The sequence below is a fragment of the Fusibacter sp. A1 genome (assembly GCF_004125825.1).
Taxonomy (GTDB): Bacteria; Bacillota; Clostridia; order Peptostreptococcales; family Acidaminobacteraceae; genus QQWI01.
On the sequence record NZ_QQWI01000007.1, the window covers coordinates 168,048 to 189,737 of the forward strand.

Below are 21,690 nucleotides of genomic sequence, written 5' to 3' on the forward strand. Positions count from 1 at the left end.
GCAGGTCGCACTTTTTAATTACATCTCGTCGTTCATCAACTCTTGTGGAAGTTCATAAACGTTTTTTCCTTCAAGTGTGATCGGTGTGATGATTACATCACTTGCGCTATCAAATGCCACTGCTCCTGATACTGTCATGACATGCGCTTTCTGGTTTTCGTCAAGACCTGAAACAGTCACTTCAAATGCGATACCTACAAGTTCGTTTTGTGTATCTCTGTCGAAGGTGATGTTGATGTATTCGACTTCAACCTGGTCGACAAGCTCTGTTTTTTCAATATGTGCGTTTTTCAGTTCGTTCCAGAGAGGATATGCGCTTAGATCGACATCACTTTCAAATGATTCATGATTTTCGAACTGGTCATCCGACTTTGCAGATGCCATCAGGTTGATAATCGCAGGCATCTCTGATTTAGTGAGTTCAAAGCTGATATCCATCGATCCGTCAGAATCCTTTACCAAGGTGAAATCATTTGCCATATCGCCTACAAAGTAGTCAAGTAACGCTTCGCCGTTTTCAGAAAAATCACCGTCGTCTTTGTCGAACTTTTTTTCTCGTCTGCTTTCTCTTGTATGATCATCCTGTCCGACATAGATGTCGTTATTTTCAACATCATAGATGTAAATGAGGTTATCCATACCGTAAACGGAAAGTTGTTTGTTTAACTCACCAGTCACAAGTTGTATGTCCGCTTGCATGGTTTCGCTATCGTGATCTCCTATGGCGCTTCCTGTGATGCTGACTAGGGTTTCACCATTATCCACAATCGTTAGGTTGCCACTGACCGTTCCCTGATTCATTTCATTTTCAGAATGGGTTTTCATTAATTCTTTAAAAGCCTCATACCCCGCATTTGCCGGTGTTCCCGCATATGCCACTAAAGCGAGAACCAGTACTGCTGCAAGTGCCGTTGTTATCATCATTGTTTTTCTTTTCATTTTGTATTCTCCTTTGTTAGTTCTTATTTATTCCTGTCGATGGTTTAATAATACGCGCAAGATGTAAAACAGAACTAACGCAAATCTAAAAGTTTTATAAAATAAAAAAGCAAGGTCAATATTATATTGATCTTGCTAGTGATTTATTGAACATTGACAACATGCCCTTCTATGATTAAAATAAGCACATCTGTTATCGATAAATTTAAAATCAGAAAGGTATATTATGAAATCGAATGTCACGCTTGAAAACATTTCAGACGGAAAGATATATGAACTAAATGATATGGTCAAGGCGGATGCCCAGGGTTGCGATGGGTGCAGCGCCTGTTGCCATGGAGTTGGGGACTTTGTGGTGTTGAATCCTTTTGACGTGTATACGCTACGAGCTCATTTGAACCAGACCTTTGACGAGCTGCTCGTGGATCATCTGACTTTGGTAGAGGAAAACAAACTTACAATGCCCCACCTTGCAATGAAGGGCGAATCCGAAAGATGCAGCTTTTTAAATGAAGAAGATCGATGCACTGTGCACGCGCATCGACCAGATATATGCCGTCTCTTCCCTTTAGGGAGAGTCTATGAAAATGACGATTTTAGCTTCTTTTTACAAGTTGGCGCTTGTACCAAGCCAAAGCTAGCTAAAGTAAAAGTGAAAAAGTGGATCGGCATCGCCGATTACTCAAAAAACAAGGACTTTATCCTTGAGTGGTACCGCCTGATTAAAGCGCTTAGATTCAGAGTCAAGTTTATCCATACGGATGAGGAGCTTAGAGAAGTCAACGACTATTTGCTGGACATGTTCTATCGTATACAGGTTACTGAAGAGAGTGACTTTTATTCAGTGTTTTACAAGCAGCTTCCAATCGCGAAAGAAAGACTTGGAATTATCTAAAATCAATAAACCCCAGATCGCTTATAAGAAGGTTGATCTGGGGTTTAAATAATTGGATTTACTTCACTGCCGCAATGACAGATAATTCGACTAAGATATCCTCTCTAGCCATTTTAGCTTCCACACACGCTCTTGCAGGTTCAAAGCCGTCTTCTACCCAAGCATCCCAAACTTCATTCATTTGACTGAATAAGGCGATGTCTTTAAGGTAAATCGTCGTCGATAGGATATGACGCTTATCCGACCCGTATTTATTAAGTAGCGCTTCCACCTTTTCAAGACAGATTTTAGTTTGTTCTTTTACGTCCACCGCATCACCACATGTCTGCCCACATAAATAGATTGTGCCATTGTGAATGACTGCCCTGCTCATTCTTCCCGTTCCTTCAAATCTTTGAATATCCATTAAATGTCCTCCCTATGTATTGTTCAAATCAAGTATATAGAAGATTTACGCATAAATCAATTCGGTATGATACAGTTAGCCTTTCAAATAACATTGCAATTCCCTCTACTACATGATATTCTAAGGGACACGTGCACTATTTACTGAAATAACAATTAATCAATAGAAATCAACAGAAACAAACCATGTTTCTTACGGAGGTACGAATGACTACAACGACTAAAAGAGAAAACGATCAAATAAACTACAGCAATCGAAAAAAGCAAAAATCAGACTTTGTGAATAAGGACTTAAGAAGAAGCAACTGCTATAACAGCGACTTCTCATGCTCAGACTTTAGCCATGCTAGTTTTAGAGGCGCTCAGTTCAAAGCATGTAACTTTTTTGAATGTACGTTCACAGCAACTGAATTTGTTGCCACTAATCTTAAAAACAGTCGCTTTGTCGATGCAAAATTTAAAAATGTGATCTTTGATTCTGCAAATCTTACAGGTACAAACTTCGAAAGAGCTTCATTCGACAATGTCATTTTCATTAACACTGATTTTACAAATGCTAGAAACTTTGATGAAAACGCACCTGGTCTCAGAATTTACAAGACTCCACCTGCACTAGAAATCAGTGACCGACTTGAAAGAGCGATTCGTTCGAGTATGAATAACGAGTTTATCAAATATGCTCGTGTATTGGACACTAAAACAGGTGATATCAATCCGATCAGTGTGATGATCTTACTCGAAAACTTCAGTGAGGAATCTTTGATTAAAGGACTTACTCAGTTGAAAAACAACGTAGATAAGGACTTCGGAACACTTAGCTTCTTGATCGGTCTATTAGAGCAATATAGAATTGAAGGTCTAATTTAAGTAAAAATGCAGGTTCAGCGCATATCTGAATCTGCATTTTTTTATGTTCTTCAAAATGTTAAACTGGCGAGCCGAATCCTGTTGGCTTAAGAAAATCACGTCCTACGTTTCATCGAATTCACATTTTCCATTTGCTTTCTAAAGAGCATCCTGAGTATCAAATCCCTATCCGATGAACAGACATCGACGAACTTTGCTACAAAAATTTCCTTATTGTTCAGTTGATAATGTTTAAGGACTCTCGCTTTAAGCTTTACGTCCCTCTCGTCAGATTTTTCATCAAGAGAAAGTTTTAAATTTAGGCATCCATTAAATAAGCTGTCCAGCTCTGAGTGTCGTACTCGTTCAGCCTCAAAAACAATTGAGTTTCCTCCTAGTTTTATGACATCGACAATGCTAGCCTTATTTTGTTCATCAGTCATCGTGATTTTACCTGACCAATTGAGCGAGAAATACTTATCCGTTGGAAGATTTTTAAGGTTGGTCAAATAGAATTTTTGGTCTCCAAATCGCTCGATATCGGTAGTCAACTCATAGAACTCCATACTCTCAAAAAAACTAATCGTCGCGCGATACATTTTGCTTATGTCGAGTTTTCCTACGATAGGGTCATGATCATGGATCTGCAACGTTCCGTTTTCCTCATCAAGTATCAAATTGCCTTTAAACGAAACAAGTCGATAGTAGTTTTCGTAGTAAAAACAGATGGAAGCATTTGAGATGAATTTTGTTCTAGATAACTCTAAAAACTTTTTACTGTTAGAAAACTCTTCCAATACCTCTACTGCCACTTCTGCGAGCAGTGGATCATATTGAGTACCAGAACATTTCTTTATTTCTTTAATGACATCGTGCATTTCAAGCGCTTCTTTATAGACCCGCTTGCTTAGCATCGCGTCAATACCGTCACCGATGGTCAATATCCTACTTAAGAACGGAATTTCTTCTTCTTTAAGTCCGTCAGGATACCCTTTCCCGTCATAATGTTCGTGGTGTGAACGAACAATCAGGGGTATATCCTTATATAGGCTCATTCCATAAAAGGAACCTTTCACAAGTTCTTCGCTTTTTATCGGGTGGCGCTTGATCCTGTAATACTCATCATGTGTCAGTGGTTCAACCTTATTGAGAACATAATCCGGCACGAACAATTTGCCTATATCATGAAGCAGTGCGGAAATATAAAGAACATTTCTTTCAATTGTCGACAGTTCGATCTTTTCAGAAATTCTGACACACCAGTTGGCCACATTGGTTAAGTGATAGGGCATCAGATGGTCTTTTGCACTAAGCATCTCCGAATAAGAATCAACAATGAGAAACAGTTTGTCATAATTCAAGATCACAGACTGCATATTATAGCAGAACTGTTCAAAATGATTGTAATTGAGCTCTTCTAAAACCGGTTGGTCTGAGAGATATTCAATCCGTATAGAACAGATATATAATGCCTCTTTATATAAGGGATTCTTTACAAAAAGAAGTACTCTCTCTAGCGGCTCTCTATTTTCATTCACATCCAGCATTCTAAAAACATCTGTAAATGATTCTGTTTTCACAAGTTCCGCTTTGTCCCTGACTTTTTTTATGTCTCCAATAAAATCAGGCATCAATTTGCTTTCTCCATACTGATAACTGATCCGTTCAAAGTTAGAGTCAAAAAATGCGATATTGACATCTTTAATATGTTCACTCCCACTCAGTGAACAAAAAAAAGTATCGAAAAATGCAGTGATATCAAAGTAAGCTCCTAAGAACATATTGTTATTCAATGTGAATCCTCCATCAATCATGTCATATACATCCTATATTTTTCCTTAAATACACTATAATCATATATCACAAACATCCATTTGAATCACTAATATATTAGGGTTTACAAATCATCAGCCGTTGTCCCACCCTGTTTTGTAAGTAAATAGTTAATCTGCTGATTATGGGGTATCTCATCAATAGCAAACTGTCTTTCACATGCTAGAGCGCTTAGTATCGCAACATAGCGGTACAACGGATTGGGAGGTCTATAATGGGTATCATTCAAGTCGACAATCTGACGAAAAAGTTTGGAAAGGTAACAGCACTTAATCAGATCAGTCTGCAAGTAAATGAAGGCGAGGTTTTTGGTTTTATCGGACCAAATGGTGCAGGAAAAACAACCACGATTAGGTCCATACTGGGTATACTAAAGCCAAATGAAGGTAAGATCAATGTGTTTGGTAAGGATGCCTGGAAAGAGGCTGTAGCTATCCATAAACAGATAGCATTCGTACCAGGAGAAGTCTCTCTCTGGTCCAACCTGACAGGTGGAGAAGTCATCGATTTATTTGCCAAGTTAAGGGGTTCACAAAACAAAAATAGACGGGATGAGATGATAGAACGGTTCGACCTCGATCCGTCGAAAAAGTGCCGCTCCTATTCAAAAGGCAACCGTCAAAAGGTCGCCTTGGTTTCTGCGCTATCAGTTGATGCAGACCTGTATCTGCTAGACGAACCGACATCAGGTCTTGATCCGCTAATGGAACGCGTATTCCAAGCCTACATCAAAGAACTCAAAGCAGCTGGCAAAACCGTATTCCTGTCAAGTCATATCCTCTCAGAAGTCGAACAGTTATGTGATAGGGTCAGTATCATCAGAGAAGGTCACCTCATCGAAACCGGCTCCCTTAAAGAACTAAGGCATCTGATGAGGAATCAGGTAGTGATCGAAACCCTTTCGCCTGTTTCAAATGTGGAAGGTTTCGAGGGTGTCTACGATTTGACTGTGAAGGACAACCTCTATAAGTTTCAGACTGAGGCAAGGCATATCGCCTCCATCATGAATCAATTCAACGAGTACGGTATCCTCAACTTCGAAAGCATGCCTCCTACGCTCGAAGACCTCTTCATACATCACTATTCGAACGGAGGTAAAAAGAAGCATGAGTAACAGTTCTGGTACACGAACATTGACAAGGTTCATCATCAGAAGAGATCGCACAAGAATCATTATTTGGATAACACTTTTAACCCTGATGTCACTTTATGTCGCTCTCTTCTTTCCTACACTGTATCCTTCCGATTCAGATACTGCGGCGATAGCCGAAGCCCTTGACAACCCTGGAATTGTAGCTATGTTGGGTCCCTACTACGGCGATGCAAGTCAACATAGTTTAGGCGCCATCTATAGCGCTGAGATGCAACTTTTAACTATGCTGGCAGTTGCGACGATGAACATTTTACTTGTGACCCGCCATACAAGAAAGGACGAGGAAGAAGGACGTCACGAAGTGATTCGCGCTTTACCTGTCAGCAAATCCGCAATACTTGCTTCTACCTTACTTGTCTATTCGATAGTCAATCTGATGTTAGCACTGTTTATTGGGATTTCCCTTACCTTTGCAGGAACAGACTTCTTGGATTTGAACGGTTCCTTGCTCTATGGAGCATCTCTAGGAACAATCGGTCTATTCTTTGCTACTGCAACAGGTGTATTCGCACAACTGACCCAATCTTCAAGAAGCACACTAAGATATGCTTTTGGATTTTTGGGTCTTATGTACATGCTAAGAGCTTATGGCGATGTCAGCAGTGAAGGTCTATCTTTATCCGTACCGCTTGGACTGATACTTAGGACAAAACCTTACACCGCCAACCAGTGGTGGCCGATACTGGTGATCTTGGTGATCTCAGCGGTCCTAGCCTATCTTGCGTTCAGATTGAATGACATTAGAGACCTTGAAGCATCCTTTGTTCCCGATAAACCGGGAAGAAAAACCGCATCAGTCTTTCTTCGCGGAATATTCAGCCTAGCATGGCGCACTGAAAGGATGACCATACTCTGGTGGGCTGTCGCCATGATGATGCTCGGCGCTTCTTACGGGTCTGTTCTAGGCGATATCGAAAGTTTCTTCACAGGCAATGAACTTTATCAAAATCTTATTAAAGCGGTAGGTGGTACCGGTACGATGGTCGATCGATTTGTCGTACTTCTGATCGTCGTCATCTCCATGGCTAGCACCATACCGACCGCGCATATCCTCATGAAGCTCAGAAGCGAAGAAAAGCACAACCATATCGAACACCTGCTGGGCCGATCCGTTTCAAGGTTTAGAATACTATTCAGTTATGTGACACTCGCAGTTGTCGTATCGCTAATCATGTCCTTCTTTGGAACCTATGGTCTTTACAGTGTTGGGTCGAGCGTTTCCACCTCACCCCTAAGTTTTTCAACCATGATGAGAGGGTCGCTCGCCTACTTGCCAGCCGTTTGGATTTTCATAGGACTCTCAGTTCTTTTACTGGGTACGCTACCGAGAGTCATAAAGTTGACATGGGTCTATCTAGGGTTTTCCTTTGGAGCGGTCTATTTTGAAGGCATCTTCCAGGTTCCAGGCTGGATGGTGAAACTTTCACCATTCGCCCACGTCCCTAAGATCCCTGTCGAAGACTATTCACTTGCAAGCAGCGCCTTATTGATGATCCTTGCAATACTTTTGATCACCTTAGGCGCCGTAACCTATCGAACGCGTGATTTGGATGGATAACATCTTATGAAAACCAAAAGAACACATCAGACTAGCTTGATGTGTTCTTTCCTTTTAGTTTCAAATCGCATGTTCTGAGACGTTCAATGAATCCGACTTCGATTCTTCTTCCACACTATTTAATGATTTATCATACAATTTAGGAAACTTCTTCTTATCCAACCGATAATTGAGAAGCACGATGACAAGACATACCATACCCACTCCAGCGACAATCGTGAAGGTGAAGTCGTAGCCCAGAAGATCGTTCATCACTCCCGCAACCAGCCTGCCACCCATTCCACCGACCATGTAGCCGATACCCAAATAGCTCGATACCCTTCCCCTATGAGAGGCCGGCACCCTTCTGCTGATAAAGGGATTCGAACCTAATGTGTTCACTATCTCACCGATCGTAAAGAAGAAGATCATGATGAAAAACACATATCTGGCTGGGGTGTTCAAGATCATCAAAAAGCTTAAGGAATACAGTCCGATACCGATCATCACCTTAGGGAGCTCCTTAAGCTTTGACAAGACAGCGGTAAGCACCGGTGTGAATGCGATCACAATAAATCCGTTGAACGACATGATGATTCCATACATCTTCGCCCCGGCTCCATCACCGAAGAGATGCCCCATATAAAGCGGCAGCGAAAACGACCACTGCTCATAGATAAACGAAGCGAAGGAGAATACCAAGACCATCACAAGGACTGATTTCCTGTCCCATAAGACCTTGAAGGTGCTGACATGGTGCTCTTCTTCATTTTCATACTCGTTCACCTCATGTGCTTCAAGGCTTTCCACCTTTACACTTTTGACAAACAGTACGATCAATATCGTTGAAGAAAACGTCGTGATTCCATCAATTATGAAAGCGAGACTCAGGTGGTCCTTATATAAGAAACCGCCGATAGCGGCACCGAAGACTAGTCCTAAGTTCATGCCTAGATAGGTCAGTGAAAAGACCTTTTCACGTTCATTTGGCTTAGACGCTTCGATAAACAGCGCATCAAACGCCGGCCATTCCATCGTTGCAAACAAGCCCGCAAGTGTAAAGAGCGCAAGCATGGGAATGCCAGGCTCCAAAAACGCGCATGAGATAAAGGCGATTGTACTGAGTGTATCAAAAAGGATGATAATCTTCTTCTTATCAAACTTATCTGCTAATTTTCCACCTAGTATAGACGCTGGTAAAAACAATAACCCTGTAGCCGCTGATATGATACCGATTGTGGTATTGCTAAACCCCATCTTACCGCTCATGATAAACGTTAGCATCGGCCAGATGAACGCACCCATGTTTGTTATTGTTCTTGCAATGAAGATGATATAGATCGATCTTGACAGTCCCCTATATTGGGTAAATACATTACTAACTTTTTTAAACATCTGTCTGCTCCTTAAAAATGAAAAGAAGCGTCCACAAAATTCGAACACTTCCATTACGTTCTTGTGCATCCTAAGGATAACACAGACTTATAATCTTCACTTGGTAATAAAATTTTATAAACAAACTTGCGTAATTATGTTAAAGCGTGATCACCTGATCCGCCCGATGCATGTAGTCCACTATTTCTTCCATATTTGATACCTGACCGATCCTGAGCGTATCACTCAAGCCGTAATAATTGAGGCATGTTCCACAAGCAAGCAGTTGAACTCCTTTTTGTTCAAGCGCGTCAAACGCGTCAAGAACATAAGAACCCGTCGTTAACAGTTTGACACCTTCATTATAAAAAAGCATCGCGGCTGGAACCTCGTCTCTAGCACGTAACTTGTTTAAAAAGGCCCGCATCAAGGTCTCACCCAGTTCCCTATCTCCTTCACCCATTGCCGATCGATTGATAATCCAAACTTTATTCATATCTTCTCCATTCTCGTCTATGTCATTCTTGCAGAAACACTGTATCGTTTCATTAAGTTAAAGATTGTAAAACTTTACTAATCTATTATAGTAAAAAACTCCACATGATTGTGGAGTTTAAAGTAAATGTAACATATTCGATTATCTATCTTGAACTCATCAAAGCTCTACACAAAATTTTAACCTATTGAATCAAGAACCTTGTTAGTATTTAGTAATCCTTTTTGCTTCAGGTTCTAGGTCAAGAGCCAGAGTTCCACCTGGATTCATGATGTTATTGGGATCCAAATGCCGCTTGATCGCTCTGAATACTTCGAGTTGGTTAGTACCGATCTGGTCCTCTAGCCAGGGCGCGGTCATCTTACCGATTCCGTGATGATGGCTCATGGATGCACCGTATTTTTGAATGTTGTCAAGTATTCCCGCCTGATACTCCTGATAAGTATCGATGTCGTTCATTTTTGCAATAAAGATAAAATAAAGGTTGGCGCCTTGCGGATAGACATGGGACATATGCGTCATGCAGATCGTATTAGGCCTACTCTTGCAGTAGGCTCTGACCCCTTGATGAACATCAGCCATGGTATCCCATGTCACCGAGCATTCGAGCGTATCGGTCATTATTCCGAAGTCCTGAAGGTCCTCTCTCATATAAGGATCTTTAAATCGTCCGTGCTCCCAGTTTTTAGTCGGAATGCCTGTCAAATATTGCGCGCCATATGTCTTACAGACTTTGTGCAATTTACGCTTCACATTTTTCGTAAAATCCTTCTCGCCATCTGTGAAACCCAGAAACAAGCATCTCTCACCCTGCTTATACCCCTTTAGCTCCATGAACTTGCCAATCGCAGTTTCTTCCACTCCGTAGAGCTTTAGCATCACATCTGTTTCTTCAGGGTCAGATAGTCTGAATACCGACGGAAATCCAAACTGCCCCTGCATGATTTCTCTTGCAGCTTCCCTCGCATCATCCCAGTTCTTAAAAATATAACTGAAGCGTCTTTGATTTTCTGGCATATGTCTGAATACCTTCAGGGTACATTCCACCAGTACGCCGTATGCACCCTCACTGCCAATCATGATATGGTCGATGGAGGGACCGGTCGCCATGGCTGGATATTCTTTTGTTTTGATCTGTCCTCTAGGTGTGACATATTCCTGACAGATGACCATGTCTGCGATGTTGCCGTAATACGTCGAATTTTGACCAGCGCCGCGGGTGACCACCCAGCCACCGACTACGGAGTATTCGAAGGATTGAGGAAAATGTCCGCATGTATAGGCCCGTTTGGCACCAAATAGCCGCACGGCGTCATTCAGCGTCTTTTCTAGGTCAGGACCGCTCATTCCCGCTTCGACAGTGATGGTCTGATTATTTTCATTAAATTGTACCACACGCTTCATATGCACTCTCATATCAAGCGATACACCACTTTTCATACATTCTGTCCCTCTGGTCACAGACGAACCGCCTCCATAGATATAAACAGGAATAGTATGAACATCACAGTAGGATACAATCCTTTGTATATCCTCTTTACTTCTCGGATGCAAGACCGCATCCGGAATATTTTCAACGATTCCCTGACGAAGTCGCATCAAGTCGATCATCGTTTTTCCGTAGGCCAGCTGCAGCCTCGAATAATCATCAAGTTTAATGTTTTCTTCTCCGACAATTTCAGTAAGCGCTCTGATATCTGCCTCTGTGAGAGTGATGGGTCTGTCAAAACTAACTTCATCCAGTCCTTCGAATTGCTTTGCTTTAAAGTCCTCATCAGTCATGTCGAATGTTGATTTCATAAGCTCGTAGAGCCTTCGGTTCGGATGCTTGAAGACATCAGGATCCCCCCATTTGAGTATCGACCGATATGACCCGCTTGGCGGTGCTTCCTCGCACCACTGCGGATAAAATGAATCATTGTTCTTCTTCATATTTTTCCCCCTCATCTGAAAGTATTTGATTCAAGTCTGCATAAAGGTGATTTAGACTCGAAAAGATGTTCACATAGATACGTTCGTAAATTCTTTTATAGAGCATGGCGCTCGCCTTCTCGGGAGTGAACTCCTTGGTGTGCCTTACCATGTGCTTCACCGCTGTTTCAAAATCCTTATAGACACCAATCCCCACAAAGGCGATGATCGCCGCGCCAAGTCCTGCGGCTTCGTAGGTCTCCCCTTTGTAAACGGGTAAATTGAACATATTGGCGGTAATCTGACAAATTTCGTCGCACTGAGAACCACCACCGCTCACCATGATTCTTTTGACACTCTGCTTTGACTTCTTCTGAATTTTTCTAAGTCCATCCATCAAGCCATAGTTGATCCCCTCGATGATGGCCCGGTAGAGATGGGCACGCGTATGACAATCGCTAAATCCGATAATCGAACCCTTTGCATCTGGATGTTTAAGTCCCGGTGTCCAATACGGCTGCAAGATCAGACCGTCAGACCCTGCCGGTACAGTCTGGAGACATCTGTTCAAAAGCTCTTCAGGTGCGATTCCCATCTCAAGAGCTTCATGCTGCTCCCTACTGGCAAATTCCTGTTTAAACCATCTGATCATCCAGTACCCTCTAAAGACCTGCACCTCTGGATTATAATAGTCCGGTATGGCAGCTGGATACGCAGGCATGAAGAGCAGAGGTTCAAAGTACCGTTTCGAAGTCGTCTGAATTGTCGCTGTCGTACCAAAACTCAGACTTACTGATTTTGGCGAAACACAGCCGACGCCTAACGTCTCGCAACCCTTATCAGAAGCCCCGCTGATGACTTTTATGTTCTTTGACAGTCCCGTCATCGCCGCCACAGACTCAAGCAGTTCTCCAACCAGCTCACCCGGTTTGTTGAACTTATAAAGTTTCGACCTTTCTATTCCGAATACCTCGTAGCGGTAGTCGTTTTCATTCTTCGGCCAGTCCTGCGTCTTATAGTTGAAGGGCACATGTCCAATTTGATTGCCAATCGAATCGATGAGTCTGCCGGTCAGGCGGTACTGAAGATAAGCAGGCAACAGCACATAATGCTTGGTCTTGTCCCAGTTCTCAGGTTCATTCTCCTTCAACCAGTTCACTTTGCAAAGCTTGCGTGTGGTTTCTATCGCTCTTGTCATACCCACGGCCCTTAGCATAGTCCTATCTTTCAGATTGAGCGGTTTTTTACACTCGGCGGTGCGCTGGTCAAGCCAGAGCATGCTCGGTCTAACCACATCAAGCTTATGGTTCAAAAACACACCAGTATCCCTAAGTGACGTCAGACAAAGGCCTTTCACCTTAGCTGATTTTTCAGGCTGCTGATCGCTCATCTCTTTTAGACAGGCACAGATAGTTTCAAAATAAACTTCAGGATGCTGCTCGGCATAACCAGGTTTCGAACTGAAATAGGGCTCAAACTCCCGTTTTGTCTTATGTATCATCCGACCATATTCGTCAAATAAAAGGGCTCTGACACTTTGAGTTCCACAGTCGATAGAAATCACATTCGTTTCCATGTCAATCCCCTTTCAGGCTTTGAGTCGCAATGATGTCGGCACCCAATCCAAGAACGTCTTTCAAAATAACATCCCCGCAAGTCACCGGAATATGTACCGTCACCGTCTTAAGGTATTCCATCACAGCCATCATCGACTCCTTGGGTATGCTCCTTGTCGTTCTGACAGGAACTCTTGGAATATTCAGAGCATCTGTTTTTAACGTCGTTGTCAGCATCCTGACGGGATGATAGTATTCCTCCTTTGCAAAGTCCAACCCTTTCACACAGCTATGACCACTCACGCTTAGAATCTCGTTCGAAAGATTAACGGATAAAAGGCATCCTTTCGGACAAAGCACGCAAATAACATTCATGTTCTTCCCCCCTGGCTTTCGTCCTTTGACAGCAAAATATAACTTAACGCGGCACTGCCGGCTATCTCTCCACTGTCTGACACGTGATCCACAAGGTCGAACACATGAAGAGCGTTGCCACAACAGAACACCCCTTCTACAGAGGTCATCATCTGTTTGTCAACGATCGGCCCCTTGGTTGTCGCATCTAGTTGGATACCGAGTTTCTCAGCAATCTCATTTTCAGGAATAAGCCCTACAGACAATATCAGTCCATCACATGCTATAAATTGCTCCGTCTCAGAATCCACCTTTCCCTGCTCGTCTAGGTCCGCTACATAAACTCCGGTAAGGCGTTTGTTTCCAGCAAGTCTGGTCACTGTTTTGGACAAGTTGAGGGGGATGTCAAAGTCATTGAGACACTGCTGAATATTCCGTTTAAGACCTGACGGCTCGGCTTTAGCTTCAAAAACACCGACTACTTGAGCTCCCTCAAGGGTTAGCCTACGGGCCATGATCAGACCGATATCACCGCTACCCAGTATCACACATCTCTCGCAAGGAAGCACTCCGTCGATATTGACCAGGTACTGTGCCGTGCCCGCTGTATACACGCCTGATGGTCTCTCACCGTTTATGAAAATCTGCTTTCCGGTTCTCTCTCGGCATCCTGTGGCAAGTACAACGGTTTTTGAGCGTATTTCACTCATCCCGTGCTGACGGTCGACAATAACCGCCTTAAATCCGCTATCTGTTTTTTCTAAACCGGTAACGAACGTTTTCAGATGCACATCGATCCTGCTCTTGTCCAACCGGTCCAGATAGACTTGGGCGTATTCGGGACCGCTCAACTGTCTTTCAAACTTCTCAAGACCAAAGCCGTCATGAATGCATTGTTTTAAAATGCCTCCGAGCCTCCCTTCCCTTTCAAGCAAGACCACAGATCCACCAGCTTTATCGATTTCAAGTGCCGCGGCGATTCCTGCTGGACCACCGCCTATGACCATGCAGTCCACTATTTTTTTCAAGGGGCTATACCTCCTTTGTGCTATGTGCGGCAATTGTCGAGTTTTTTCCTTTTTTAGTAATCTGATTCAAAGGAATTCCTTTTTCGCTCTGGATGATTTCCATCACCAGCGGTAGGCAAAATCCTCCTTGACATCTTCCCATTCCGGCTCTAACACGTCTTTTAACCGCATCCACGCTATCGATCTCAATCGGACCACTTAGCGCGTCGATTATTTCGCCCCTGCTGATTTCCTCACATCTGCATACAATTTCACCGTAATCGGGATTTGATCGTATCAGAGCAGTTCTCTCTTCGTATGGCATGCTGCAAACTTCGGGTATCGCCTGCCTGATTGGATTCCAAATCTCCTTTTTCCTAAAGTTGGCGTTCGCATCCGCTTGCTTGCTAAAGTAGTCACCGACAAGCATTTCGACGCGTTCAGCGATCGCAGGTGCCGAGGCGAATCCCGGCGATTGTATTCCTGCGACATGTATCAGATTGCCTACTTTATTTGACGCTTCAATGATAAAGTCCTCTTTATAGGTAGCTGCTCTAATTCCGCTAAAGTAAGTGATTACATCTTCTTTTACAAGCCCTGTGACTTGAGGAATCTTTGTAGCCAGCATCCTCCCTATCGTATCGCTATCGGTACTGTAATCTTCTCGCGAGGACACTTCAAAGGCATTGGGACCAATCAAAATATTGTTCTCATAAGTCTTGACCAGGCCACCTCCTTTTGTATTCTTATCACTCCGATCGCCTACAAAACCCAAGATACCCGTCAACCGATCCGCCTTTTTCTTATCAAGCAAAACAATTTCGCCTTTTCTCGGATGAATGGAGTAATATCTGTCATCTGCCATTTCCGCAATGATATCAGCATAGGCTCCGGCAGCATTGACCGTCAGCATAGGCCTTATGACTCCGTTTTCAGTCTTCACTTCTAGTATCTTTCCTGTATCAGTCTCTACAGACATCGCTTTCACTTCTGTATTCAGTCGAAGCTCGACACCGTTGATCACCGCATTTTCAGCATAAGCCACCGTCATCTTGTAGGGTGATGTCACACCCGCACTGGCGCAGAAGACTCCCCAAGATATACCTGGTGCCAGATGGGGTTCCTTTTCATAGACCTTCCTCTTACTCATGATCGAAAGACCCGGCATTTTTATTATTTTTGCTTTTAAGACAAAGTACGGAATAAGCAGTTTACTGACCCTAGATCTAAAGAGAATGCTTGAGCCGCACCTTCTGATAGGAACTCCAAGCTCCTTTGATACCTGTTCATACAAATGGTTGCCCCGCAAGTTCATTTGCAATTTAAGTGTTCCCATGGGCGATGCGATTCCAGGATGTATCATTCCGTCGTTTCTAGAGGAAGTATGCACCGCAACGTCATATTCCTTATCCACTAATACAATATCAAGTTCATACTTTGAAAGTTCTCTTGCAATAGAGGCTCCGATGATACCAGCCCCGATGATAAGCACATCGCATGTACGTGGCTGATTTAACGAAGGTATCACGTCGTCTCCATCGACCGGACTCGATGACTGAATTTTCTGTAAATTGAGGTCAAAAAAAGGGGTGACATCATTGACTACTTGTTTGAAAGAAGTCTTTGCGGCGCGATAGCCTATAGCTACAACCTCCTCATGGGTCATGACGTTTCCCTCAACCCTTATGGAATCACCAATCCGACTGCATTTGATGCTTTTGTTATATCGCTTTTGCAATTCACGTTCAAGTCGCTTAATGGAGTTCATACTATATCACCTCGATAACATTCGGTCGTTCGGACGAGTTAATATAAATATATCATATCAATAGAGATAATCAATAGGCTATCCCAATGAAAACACAAAAAAAGCTATCCAGCTTTCACCTATACAATACGCGCATGAAACTGATCATCTCGTACAAATGAGCTAAATAGCCAATCTTATTCTTTTTTTACAAGAACTCAGTCGGAAACGCAGAAACCCCTACAGGAACCTTAAACTCATAATACTGAAAAACACCTTCGTAACCTCTGATATAAAGCCATCGCTTCATATACATCAAATCACCACCCGGCGCTAGTTTTAAAAGTGCTGCCTCCCTATCGCTTGCTTTGACGACGATGACTTCTTGCACCATTTTCTCAACAGGCAGTTTCAATGTTTCCAGTAGCAATTTTCCTATCGATAGATTTAGATCAGCATCTTTTGACAACGCTATGAAAGCTTCATGAAAATAGAATACCTCAAGGCCGAGTGGATGCGTATCGATAAACCGGTTTCTGTCTAAAATCAATATCTTTGAACTCTCGATCTTCGAGGCTTCCTTTTGATCCTGGTTCATAGTAACAATTTCTTTACGCAAAACCTCATTGTGGTGATCCCAGCATCTTAAATTCAAAAAATAGGAAAGGCTGATTAAGGGTTCATACCCGATACTGGTGTCCTTTTTTCTAATAAAAGTCCCCTTACCCTGTTTTTTTTCTAAAAGTCCCTCTTTAACAAGCTCGTTGATCGCTTCACGCACAGTCACTCGTCCAACCTGATAGGATTTCATCATTTCCTGTTCACTGGGAATGACATCTCCGATCTCAAACTTTTCTGATTTTATCTCCGCAAGAATCTGGTCCTTAAGTTGTATGTATAAAGGGACATGCAGTTTTCGATTTAGTTTCATAAATTAACCCCAATAGTCCTGCTTGCATTTTCTAAAAACCGCCTATTTTTCTTCAAGTATATCACTCAGTATATACAAAGTGTCTGCTCCTTTCAACTTTAAAATCTGATGAATTACTTCTACACCTCTTAAATTGTACCGTTACAATAATAAGAGGGCAAGGCTTTTGTTACGATGCACTTGAATTTGATACGCCGTAATGTTTTAATGTACCTATCGACGGCAATACAATTCAAAACAATGATGAGAATGGGAGAAAACAATGAACTCACGATATGATCTAAATAAGAACTTGGCTCAAATGCTTAAGGGCGGCGTTATTATGGATGTAACAAATGCAGAAGAGGCAATCATCGCTCAAGAAGCAGGTGCATGCGCGGTAATGGCTTTGGAACGTGTTCCTGCCGATATCAGAAAAGACGGCGGTGTCGCTCGCGCCTCAGACCCACAAATGATCAAACGCATTCAAGAAGCGGTTTCCATACCTGTAATGGCCAAAGTAAGAATCGGTCATTTTGTCGAGGCACAAATCCTTGAAGCGATCCAAGTGGATTATATCGACGAGAGTGAAGTCTTGACGCCTGCGGATCCTACACTGCACATTGACAAAAAAGCATTTAAAGTACCTTTCGTATGCGGAGCTAAAAACCTAGGTGAAGCACTAAGACGCATCGGTGAAGGTGCTTCCATGATCCGCACAAAAGGCGAGCCTGGTACAGGCGATGTAATCGAAGCGGTAAGACATATGCGCATGATGAACTCAGAAATCAGAAGAATTCAAGGGCTATCAAAAGAAGAGCTGATGAATGCCGCTAAAGAGCTGCAAGCTCCTATCCACCTTGTTGAATATATCCATGAAAACGGCAAGCTGCCTGTAGTCAATTTCGCAGCAGGCGGTGTCGCTACACCCGCTGATGCGGCGATGATGATGCAACTGGGTTGCGACGGCGTATTCGTCGGATCAGGAATCTTCAAATCAGGAGATCCTAGAAAGCGCGCTGCGGCAATCGTCAAAGCGGTAACTCATTTCAACAATCCTGCGATGGTTGCTGAAGTTTCAGAGAACCTAGGAGAACCGATGGTCGGTATCAACGTGTACGAAATCAGCAAAGATGAGCGTATGGCGGAAAGAGGCTACTAAGATGAAAACCATCGGGGTTTTAGCGCTTCAAGGTGCTTTTAAAGAACATATCCATCATATTGTTTCGCTTGGTCATAAAGGTATCGAAGTACGTACCGCTGATCAGCTCAATGCTGTGGATGCCCTGATTCTTCCCGGCGGTGAAAGTACGGTTATGGGCAAGCTCATCAACGACTTCTCGCTAAAAGAACCGCTCCAATCAAGAATTCACTCAGGCATGCCTGTTTGGGGGACCTGTGCAGGAATGATCTTGCTGGCTGATACTATCGAAGGAACAGAAGTAAGTCATTTAGGCACCATGGGAATGACCGTGAGACGCAACGCATACGGCAGGCAACTAGACAGCTTTATTACAAACGAGCCTATTGCTTCCGTTTCAGACAACCCTGTGCCATTAGTATTCATTAGAGCGCCATTTATCGTCTCCACATCAAAAGACGTGGAAACGCTCCACAAAGTGAACGGTGATGTGGTAGCAGCCCGACAAGGCAATATGCTAGCAACCTCCTTTCATCCTGAACTGACTGAGGATACAAGCTTTTTGCGCTACTTTATCGGTATGATCGACTAATACTTCTCAACACTATAAATCCCTGATCGCATGTATAGCATCCTATGCTGGCGTTCAGGGATTTTTACATTTTGATTGACCAAGCCTGTGATAAAAGTTGCTTAGAAAACGAAGGTATGTGTGTTAGAATAATGTATATTATTTTAATTCAGAATGGAGAAGTTATGAAACTTTTTTTAGCACCGATTCAGGGAATGACTATTGCTTTATATAGGAATCTCTATGCCGAATATTTCGGTGGCATCGATACGTATTATTCACCCTTTATCGATACAAACAATATGCGAAAGTCGAATTCCTCGCTTTTTAAGGATATCCTCCCGCAAGTCAACACCAAAGGCCTTGATGTCGTTCCTCAATTGCTTAGCAACAATGCCGATAATTTCAAGTTTTTTGCAAATACGATCTCAGCGATGGGCTACAAGGAAATCAACTGGAATATCGGTTGCCCTTATCCTATGGTCACAAAAAAGAAAAAGGGTTCAGGTATCTTAGCCCACCCGGATATGATCAGAGAGTTTCTTGATGAAGTATGTAAGGATCTCACCTACGACCTGACGGTAAAAATGCGTCTCGGTATGGATGATTTAGAAGAAGGAATCAAAGTGATTGAAGTGCTCAACGACTATCCCTTGTGTGGTGTCATGATTCATGGTAGAACAGGCAGACAGATGTATACAGGTACTGTGGATCTGGATGCGTTTGAAGTCTTATATAAATCCTGCCAACATGAAATGACCTATAATGGCGACATTTTCACTGTAGACGACTACAACAAAATCAATAGCAGATTTCCTGACATCGATAATTTCATGCTAGGAAGAGGCGCGCTCATCGATCCCTTCTTAGCTTCAGACATCAAGGGAGGCACTCTCACAACTAGTCAAAAGTTTAGTATCATGAAGGATTTCCATGATGCCGTCTATTCTCATTATAAATCCATAATATCCGGTGACAAGCATCTATGCGACAGAATGAAGGAATTCTGGATGTACACCTCTGTTCACCTTGATCCAACCGGTAAGTTCTTAAAAAAGATAAAGAAATGCACCACAATCCATGCCTATCTCGAAGTAATCAACCAGCTGTTCCATCCATCTAACGGTTGGATGGAATAGAATCACAAGTAATCTATTGTTCAAAACGTGCCAGTCACCAAATGAAGCGTTCATTCGGTGACTGGCACGTTTTGAATTAATTGATATTTTCTTAACATCTTATTCGTTGTATTGCTCCTCCTGCTGTGTTAAACTTTAGCAGTTGGTCTTATAGGTATGTAACAATAAAATTGATAAGCGAGGTCATTATGGATAACACACAGCACATCAAGGAATGGTCGAACCCTACTCCGGCAGGATTAATCGCACTAGCGATTGCATGTTTTTGCTTTTTCGCACTTTTGACAGGTAAAGTCACTCACGACGCACTTCCACTACTAGGAATCTGGTTGATCGGCGGATTCGTCGTCCAGTTCGTCGTAGGTCTGCTTGACTTAAAATCCGGTAACATGACAGGTGGTAACACATTCCTCTTCTTTAGCGCGTTCTTCATGCTTGTCGGTGGTCTTGAAATGATCATGAAATTCAACATGATCAATAAGGGAATCACATTCGACGCCCACATCGACGGTTGGGCTTGGCTTGTATTGACAATAGCAATCATCTTATGGACACCAGCATTTTTCAAAAGCACACGTCTACTGACAATCATCGTGCTTTTACTGGATGTATCACTACCTTTCATCACCTTGATGGATTTAGGCATCCTACCTAAAACGTACTCCTTTATTCCAGGATGGGGACTGCTGCTTGCTGGTGTTGTAGCCATCTACCTTTCGTCTGCAATGGTCGTTAATACTGCTTTTGGCAGACAGTTCTACCCACTGCCAGGACCCTTTAAATCATAATGTAAAAGCATACAACCGAGTGGTTGTATGCTTTTTTTATAGCCAACTAATCAAAACGTGCCAGTCACCAAATGAATGAATCATTTGGTGACTGGCACGTTTTGATTCTAAATATTCTGTTTAAGCAGGTTTAAACCGAATTCGTAAAAGTCCGGTGCATTTTCTTTTGACCAACTGCATATGACGATTGGAATATAGATAGATGCCAGTCTTTCGAGTTCATTCATGTTTTCGTATGTTGTACTTCTGTTTTTCAGGTAGCCTGTTGAAAAATCATCCAGGTACTGCGGTACTGAGTCTTTTATCATGATACTCGTATCGATAAAATCCAATATATCCGCTGACGGCTGACTGTGCTCAAAGTCAAAAACGGCTTTTAGCCGGTAAAATCCGTTCTCTTTTTTGACCATCATGTTTCTGGCACTGAAATCATGGTGGCATAAGACCGCTGTCTTGACCTGATCGAACAGATCGATGTTTTTAATAAACTGGTCATAGCCCGTTTTAAAGGTTTGATAATCGTCACATGAATCCTCATCATATCGGTTAAAGAACCTATCGATATCTTTTCTAACAGCCTTTTTGAAGTTGAAAACCCATTCCTTGTTCTCCTCAGTGACTTCCCACGTTTTAAAGTGGTCAAAGGTTCTGATGTTGTGAATTTTCGCAAGGGTTTCCCCCATCGACCTGTAGATCTCGCTAAGTTCTATTTGTGAAAGTTTGTCTTGAACCGATAGCAGCGTCTCACCATCAACAAACTCGATAAGGGCATAGTCAAATCCGTCACTTGTTATTCCTGAACAGAGGACTTTAGGGCATGCAATTCCGGCTTCTTCAAGGAGTTTTGATGTTCTAATCTCATTTGCGCATTTATTGGGTTTGAAGTAATACTTAAGTATAAAAACTGTTTCTCCAGTCGTCACCTTATACACTAGGTTTCTACCTATTTGGTGATGACCGACAGGAGTGATTTCAACTGGTTTCCCTATTATATCGGTAGCATGACTTACTACAAACTCGTCTGTATAGCTCAGCATTTTGATTCCACCTTTGTTTTAGTTTATTGCTATTATAATGCTAAAATTTGA

At 42.6% G+C, this 21,690-nt stretch carries 20 protein-coding genes; 8 read left to right on the plus strand and 12 right to left on the minus strand.

The window, feature by feature from the left end:
* Positions 1-18 precede the first annotated feature (18 nt).
* Positions 19-939 carry a hypothetical protein gene (locus DWB64_RS11785; RefSeq protein ID WP_129488445.1) on the minus strand — a complete coding sequence of 307 codons (921 nt, stop codon included), beginning with the start codon at positions 937-939 and terminating at the stop codon, positions 19-21.
* Between the two features lie 226 nt (positions 940-1,165).
* Between DWB64_RS11785 and DWB64_RS11790 the strand changes: the two genes are divergently transcribed.
* A complete protein-coding gene (locus tag DWB64_RS11790; protein ID WP_129488446.1) occupies positions 1,166-1,834 on the plus strand; it encodes a YkgJ family cysteine cluster protein in 669 nt (222 codons plus the stop codon).
* A 58-nt stretch (positions 1,835-1,892) separates the two neighbouring features.
* Here DWB64_RS11790 and DWB64_RS11795 read toward each other — a convergent pair whose 3' ends face one another.
* Positions 1,893-2,240 (minus strand): RidA family protein, encoded by a 348-nt coding sequence (locus DWB64_RS11795; protein WP_129488447.1) that lies wholly within the window; start codon positions 2,238-2,240, stop codon positions 1,893-1,895.
* A gap of 206 nt (positions 2,241-2,446) precedes the next feature.
* Between DWB64_RS11795 and DWB64_RS11800 the strand changes: the two genes are divergently transcribed.
* Positions 2,447-3,106 (plus strand): pentapeptide repeat-containing protein, encoded by a 660-nt coding sequence (locus DWB64_RS11800; protein WP_129488448.1) that lies wholly within the window; start codon positions 2,447-2,449, stop codon positions 3,104-3,106.
* 95 nt (positions 3,107-3,201) lie between these two features.
* Here DWB64_RS11800 and DWB64_RS11805 read toward each other — a convergent pair whose 3' ends face one another.
* Positions 3,202-4,878 (minus strand): HD-GYP domain-containing protein, encoded by a 1,677-nt coding sequence (locus tag DWB64_RS11805; protein ID WP_164980381.1) that lies wholly within the window; start codon positions 4,876-4,878, stop codon positions 3,202-3,204.
* 251 nt (positions 4,879-5,129) lie between these two features.
* Between DWB64_RS11805 and DWB64_RS11810 the strand changes: the two genes are divergently transcribed.
* Both DWB64_RS11810 and DWB64_RS11815 read left to right on the plus strand, forming a co-directional pair.
* Positions 5,130-6,032: an ABC transporter ATP-binding protein gene (locus DWB64_RS11810; RefSeq protein ID WP_305775278.1), complete on the plus strand. Its 903-nt coding sequence runs from the start codon at positions 5,130-5,132 to the stop codon at positions 6,030-6,032.
* A complete protein-coding gene (locus DWB64_RS11815) occupies positions 6,025-7,629 on the plus strand; it encodes an ABC transporter permease (protein ID WP_129488451.1) in 1,605 nt (534 codons plus the stop codon). The genes DWB64_RS11810 and DWB64_RS11815 overlap by 8 nt, the downstream gene beginning before the upstream one ends.
* A 60-nt stretch (positions 7,630-7,689) precedes the next feature.
* On the opposite strand, the gene DWB64_RS11820 is transcribed toward DWB64_RS11815, so the two are convergent.
* From DWB64_RS11820 to DWB64_RS11855, 8 genes are all read right to left on the minus strand, one after another.
* Positions 7,690-9,003, minus strand: coding sequence for an MFS transporter (locus tag DWB64_RS11820; RefSeq protein ID WP_164980382.1), 1,314 nt, complete (start codon positions 9,001-9,003; stop codon positions 7,690-7,692).
* A 139-nt stretch (positions 9,004-9,142) separates the two neighbouring features.
* Complete coding sequence (gene yedF, locus DWB64_RS11825; RefSeq protein WP_348983821.1) at positions 9,143-9,523, minus strand: sulfurtransferase-like selenium metabolism protein YedF; 381 nt, start codon at positions 9,521-9,523, stop codon at positions 9,143-9,145.
* 159 nt (positions 9,524-9,682) lie between these two features.
* Positions 9,683-11,410 carry an FAD-binding oxidoreductase gene (locus tag DWB64_RS11830; RefSeq protein WP_206736674.1) on the minus strand — a complete coding sequence of 576 codons (1,728 nt, stop codon included), beginning with the start codon at positions 11,408-11,410 and terminating at the stop codon, positions 9,683-9,685.
* Positions 11,394-12,965, minus strand: a complete 1,572-nt coding sequence (locus tag DWB64_RS11835) for an FGGY-family carbohydrate kinase (protein WP_129488455.1) — start codon at positions 12,963-12,965, stop codon at positions 11,394-11,396. The genes DWB64_RS11830 and DWB64_RS11835 overlap by 17 nt, the downstream gene beginning before the upstream one ends.
* Position 12,966: 1 nt before the next feature.
* Entirely contained in the window at positions 12,967-13,320 is a 354-nt protein-coding gene (locus DWB64_RS11840; RefSeq protein WP_129488456.1) for a DUF1667 domain-containing protein, read from the minus strand.
* Positions 13,317-14,327 (minus strand): NAD(P)/FAD-dependent oxidoreductase, encoded by a 1,011-nt coding sequence (locus tag DWB64_RS11845; protein WP_243118978.1) that lies wholly within the window; start codon positions 14,325-14,327, stop codon positions 13,317-13,319. The genes DWB64_RS11840 and DWB64_RS11845 overlap by 4 nt, the downstream gene beginning before the upstream one ends.
* Before the next feature lie 4 nt (positions 14,328-14,331).
* Positions 14,332-16,074: an NAD(P)/FAD-dependent oxidoreductase gene (locus tag DWB64_RS11850; RefSeq protein ID WP_129488457.1), complete on the minus strand. Its 1,743-nt coding sequence runs from the start codon at positions 16,072-16,074 to the stop codon at positions 14,332-14,334.
* A gap of 187 nt (positions 16,075-16,261) precedes the next feature.
* The gene (locus tag DWB64_RS11855) at positions 16,262-16,984 is read right to left on the minus strand and encodes a GntR family transcriptional regulator (RefSeq protein WP_129488458.1); all 723 of its coding nucleotides are present in this window, start codon (positions 16,982-16,984) and stop codon (positions 16,262-16,264) included.
* Positions 16,985-17,246: 262 nt separating this feature from the next.
* Between DWB64_RS11855 and pdxS the strand changes: the two genes are divergently transcribed.
* The 4 genes from pdxS to DWB64_RS11875 all read left to right on the plus strand — a co-directional run bounded on the left by pdxS (position 17,247) and on the right by DWB64_RS11875 (position 20,602).
* Complete coding sequence (gene pdxS / locus DWB64_RS11860; protein ID WP_129488459.1) at positions 17,247-18,125, plus strand: pyridoxal 5'-phosphate synthase lyase subunit PdxS; 879 nt, start codon at positions 17,247-17,249, stop codon at positions 18,123-18,125.
* Between the two features lies 1 nt (position 18,126).
* The gene (gene pdxT, locus DWB64_RS11865; protein WP_129488460.1) at positions 18,127-18,696 is read left to right on the plus strand and encodes a pyridoxal 5'-phosphate synthase glutaminase subunit PdxT; all 570 of its coding nucleotides are present in this window, start codon (positions 18,127-18,129) and stop codon (positions 18,694-18,696) included.
* A 164-nt stretch (positions 18,697-18,860) separates the two neighbouring features.
* A complete protein-coding gene (locus DWB64_RS11870) occupies positions 18,861-19,814 on the plus strand; it encodes a tRNA-dihydrouridine synthase (RefSeq protein WP_129488461.1) in 954 nt (317 codons plus the stop codon).
* 188 nt (positions 19,815-20,002) lie between these two features.
* A complete protein-coding gene (locus tag DWB64_RS11875) occupies positions 20,003-20,602 on the plus strand; it encodes an acetate uptake transporter family protein (RefSeq protein WP_129488462.1) in 600 nt (199 codons plus the stop codon).
* A gap of 107 nt (positions 20,603-20,709) precedes the next feature.
* Here the strand turns inward: DWB64_RS11875 and DWB64_RS11880 are convergent, their stop codons facing one another.
* Complete coding sequence (locus DWB64_RS11880; RefSeq protein WP_129488463.1) at positions 20,710-21,639, minus strand: aminoglycoside phosphotransferase family protein; 930 nt, start codon at positions 21,637-21,639, stop codon at positions 20,710-20,712.
* Between the last annotated feature and the right edge of the window lie 51 nt (positions 21,640-21,690).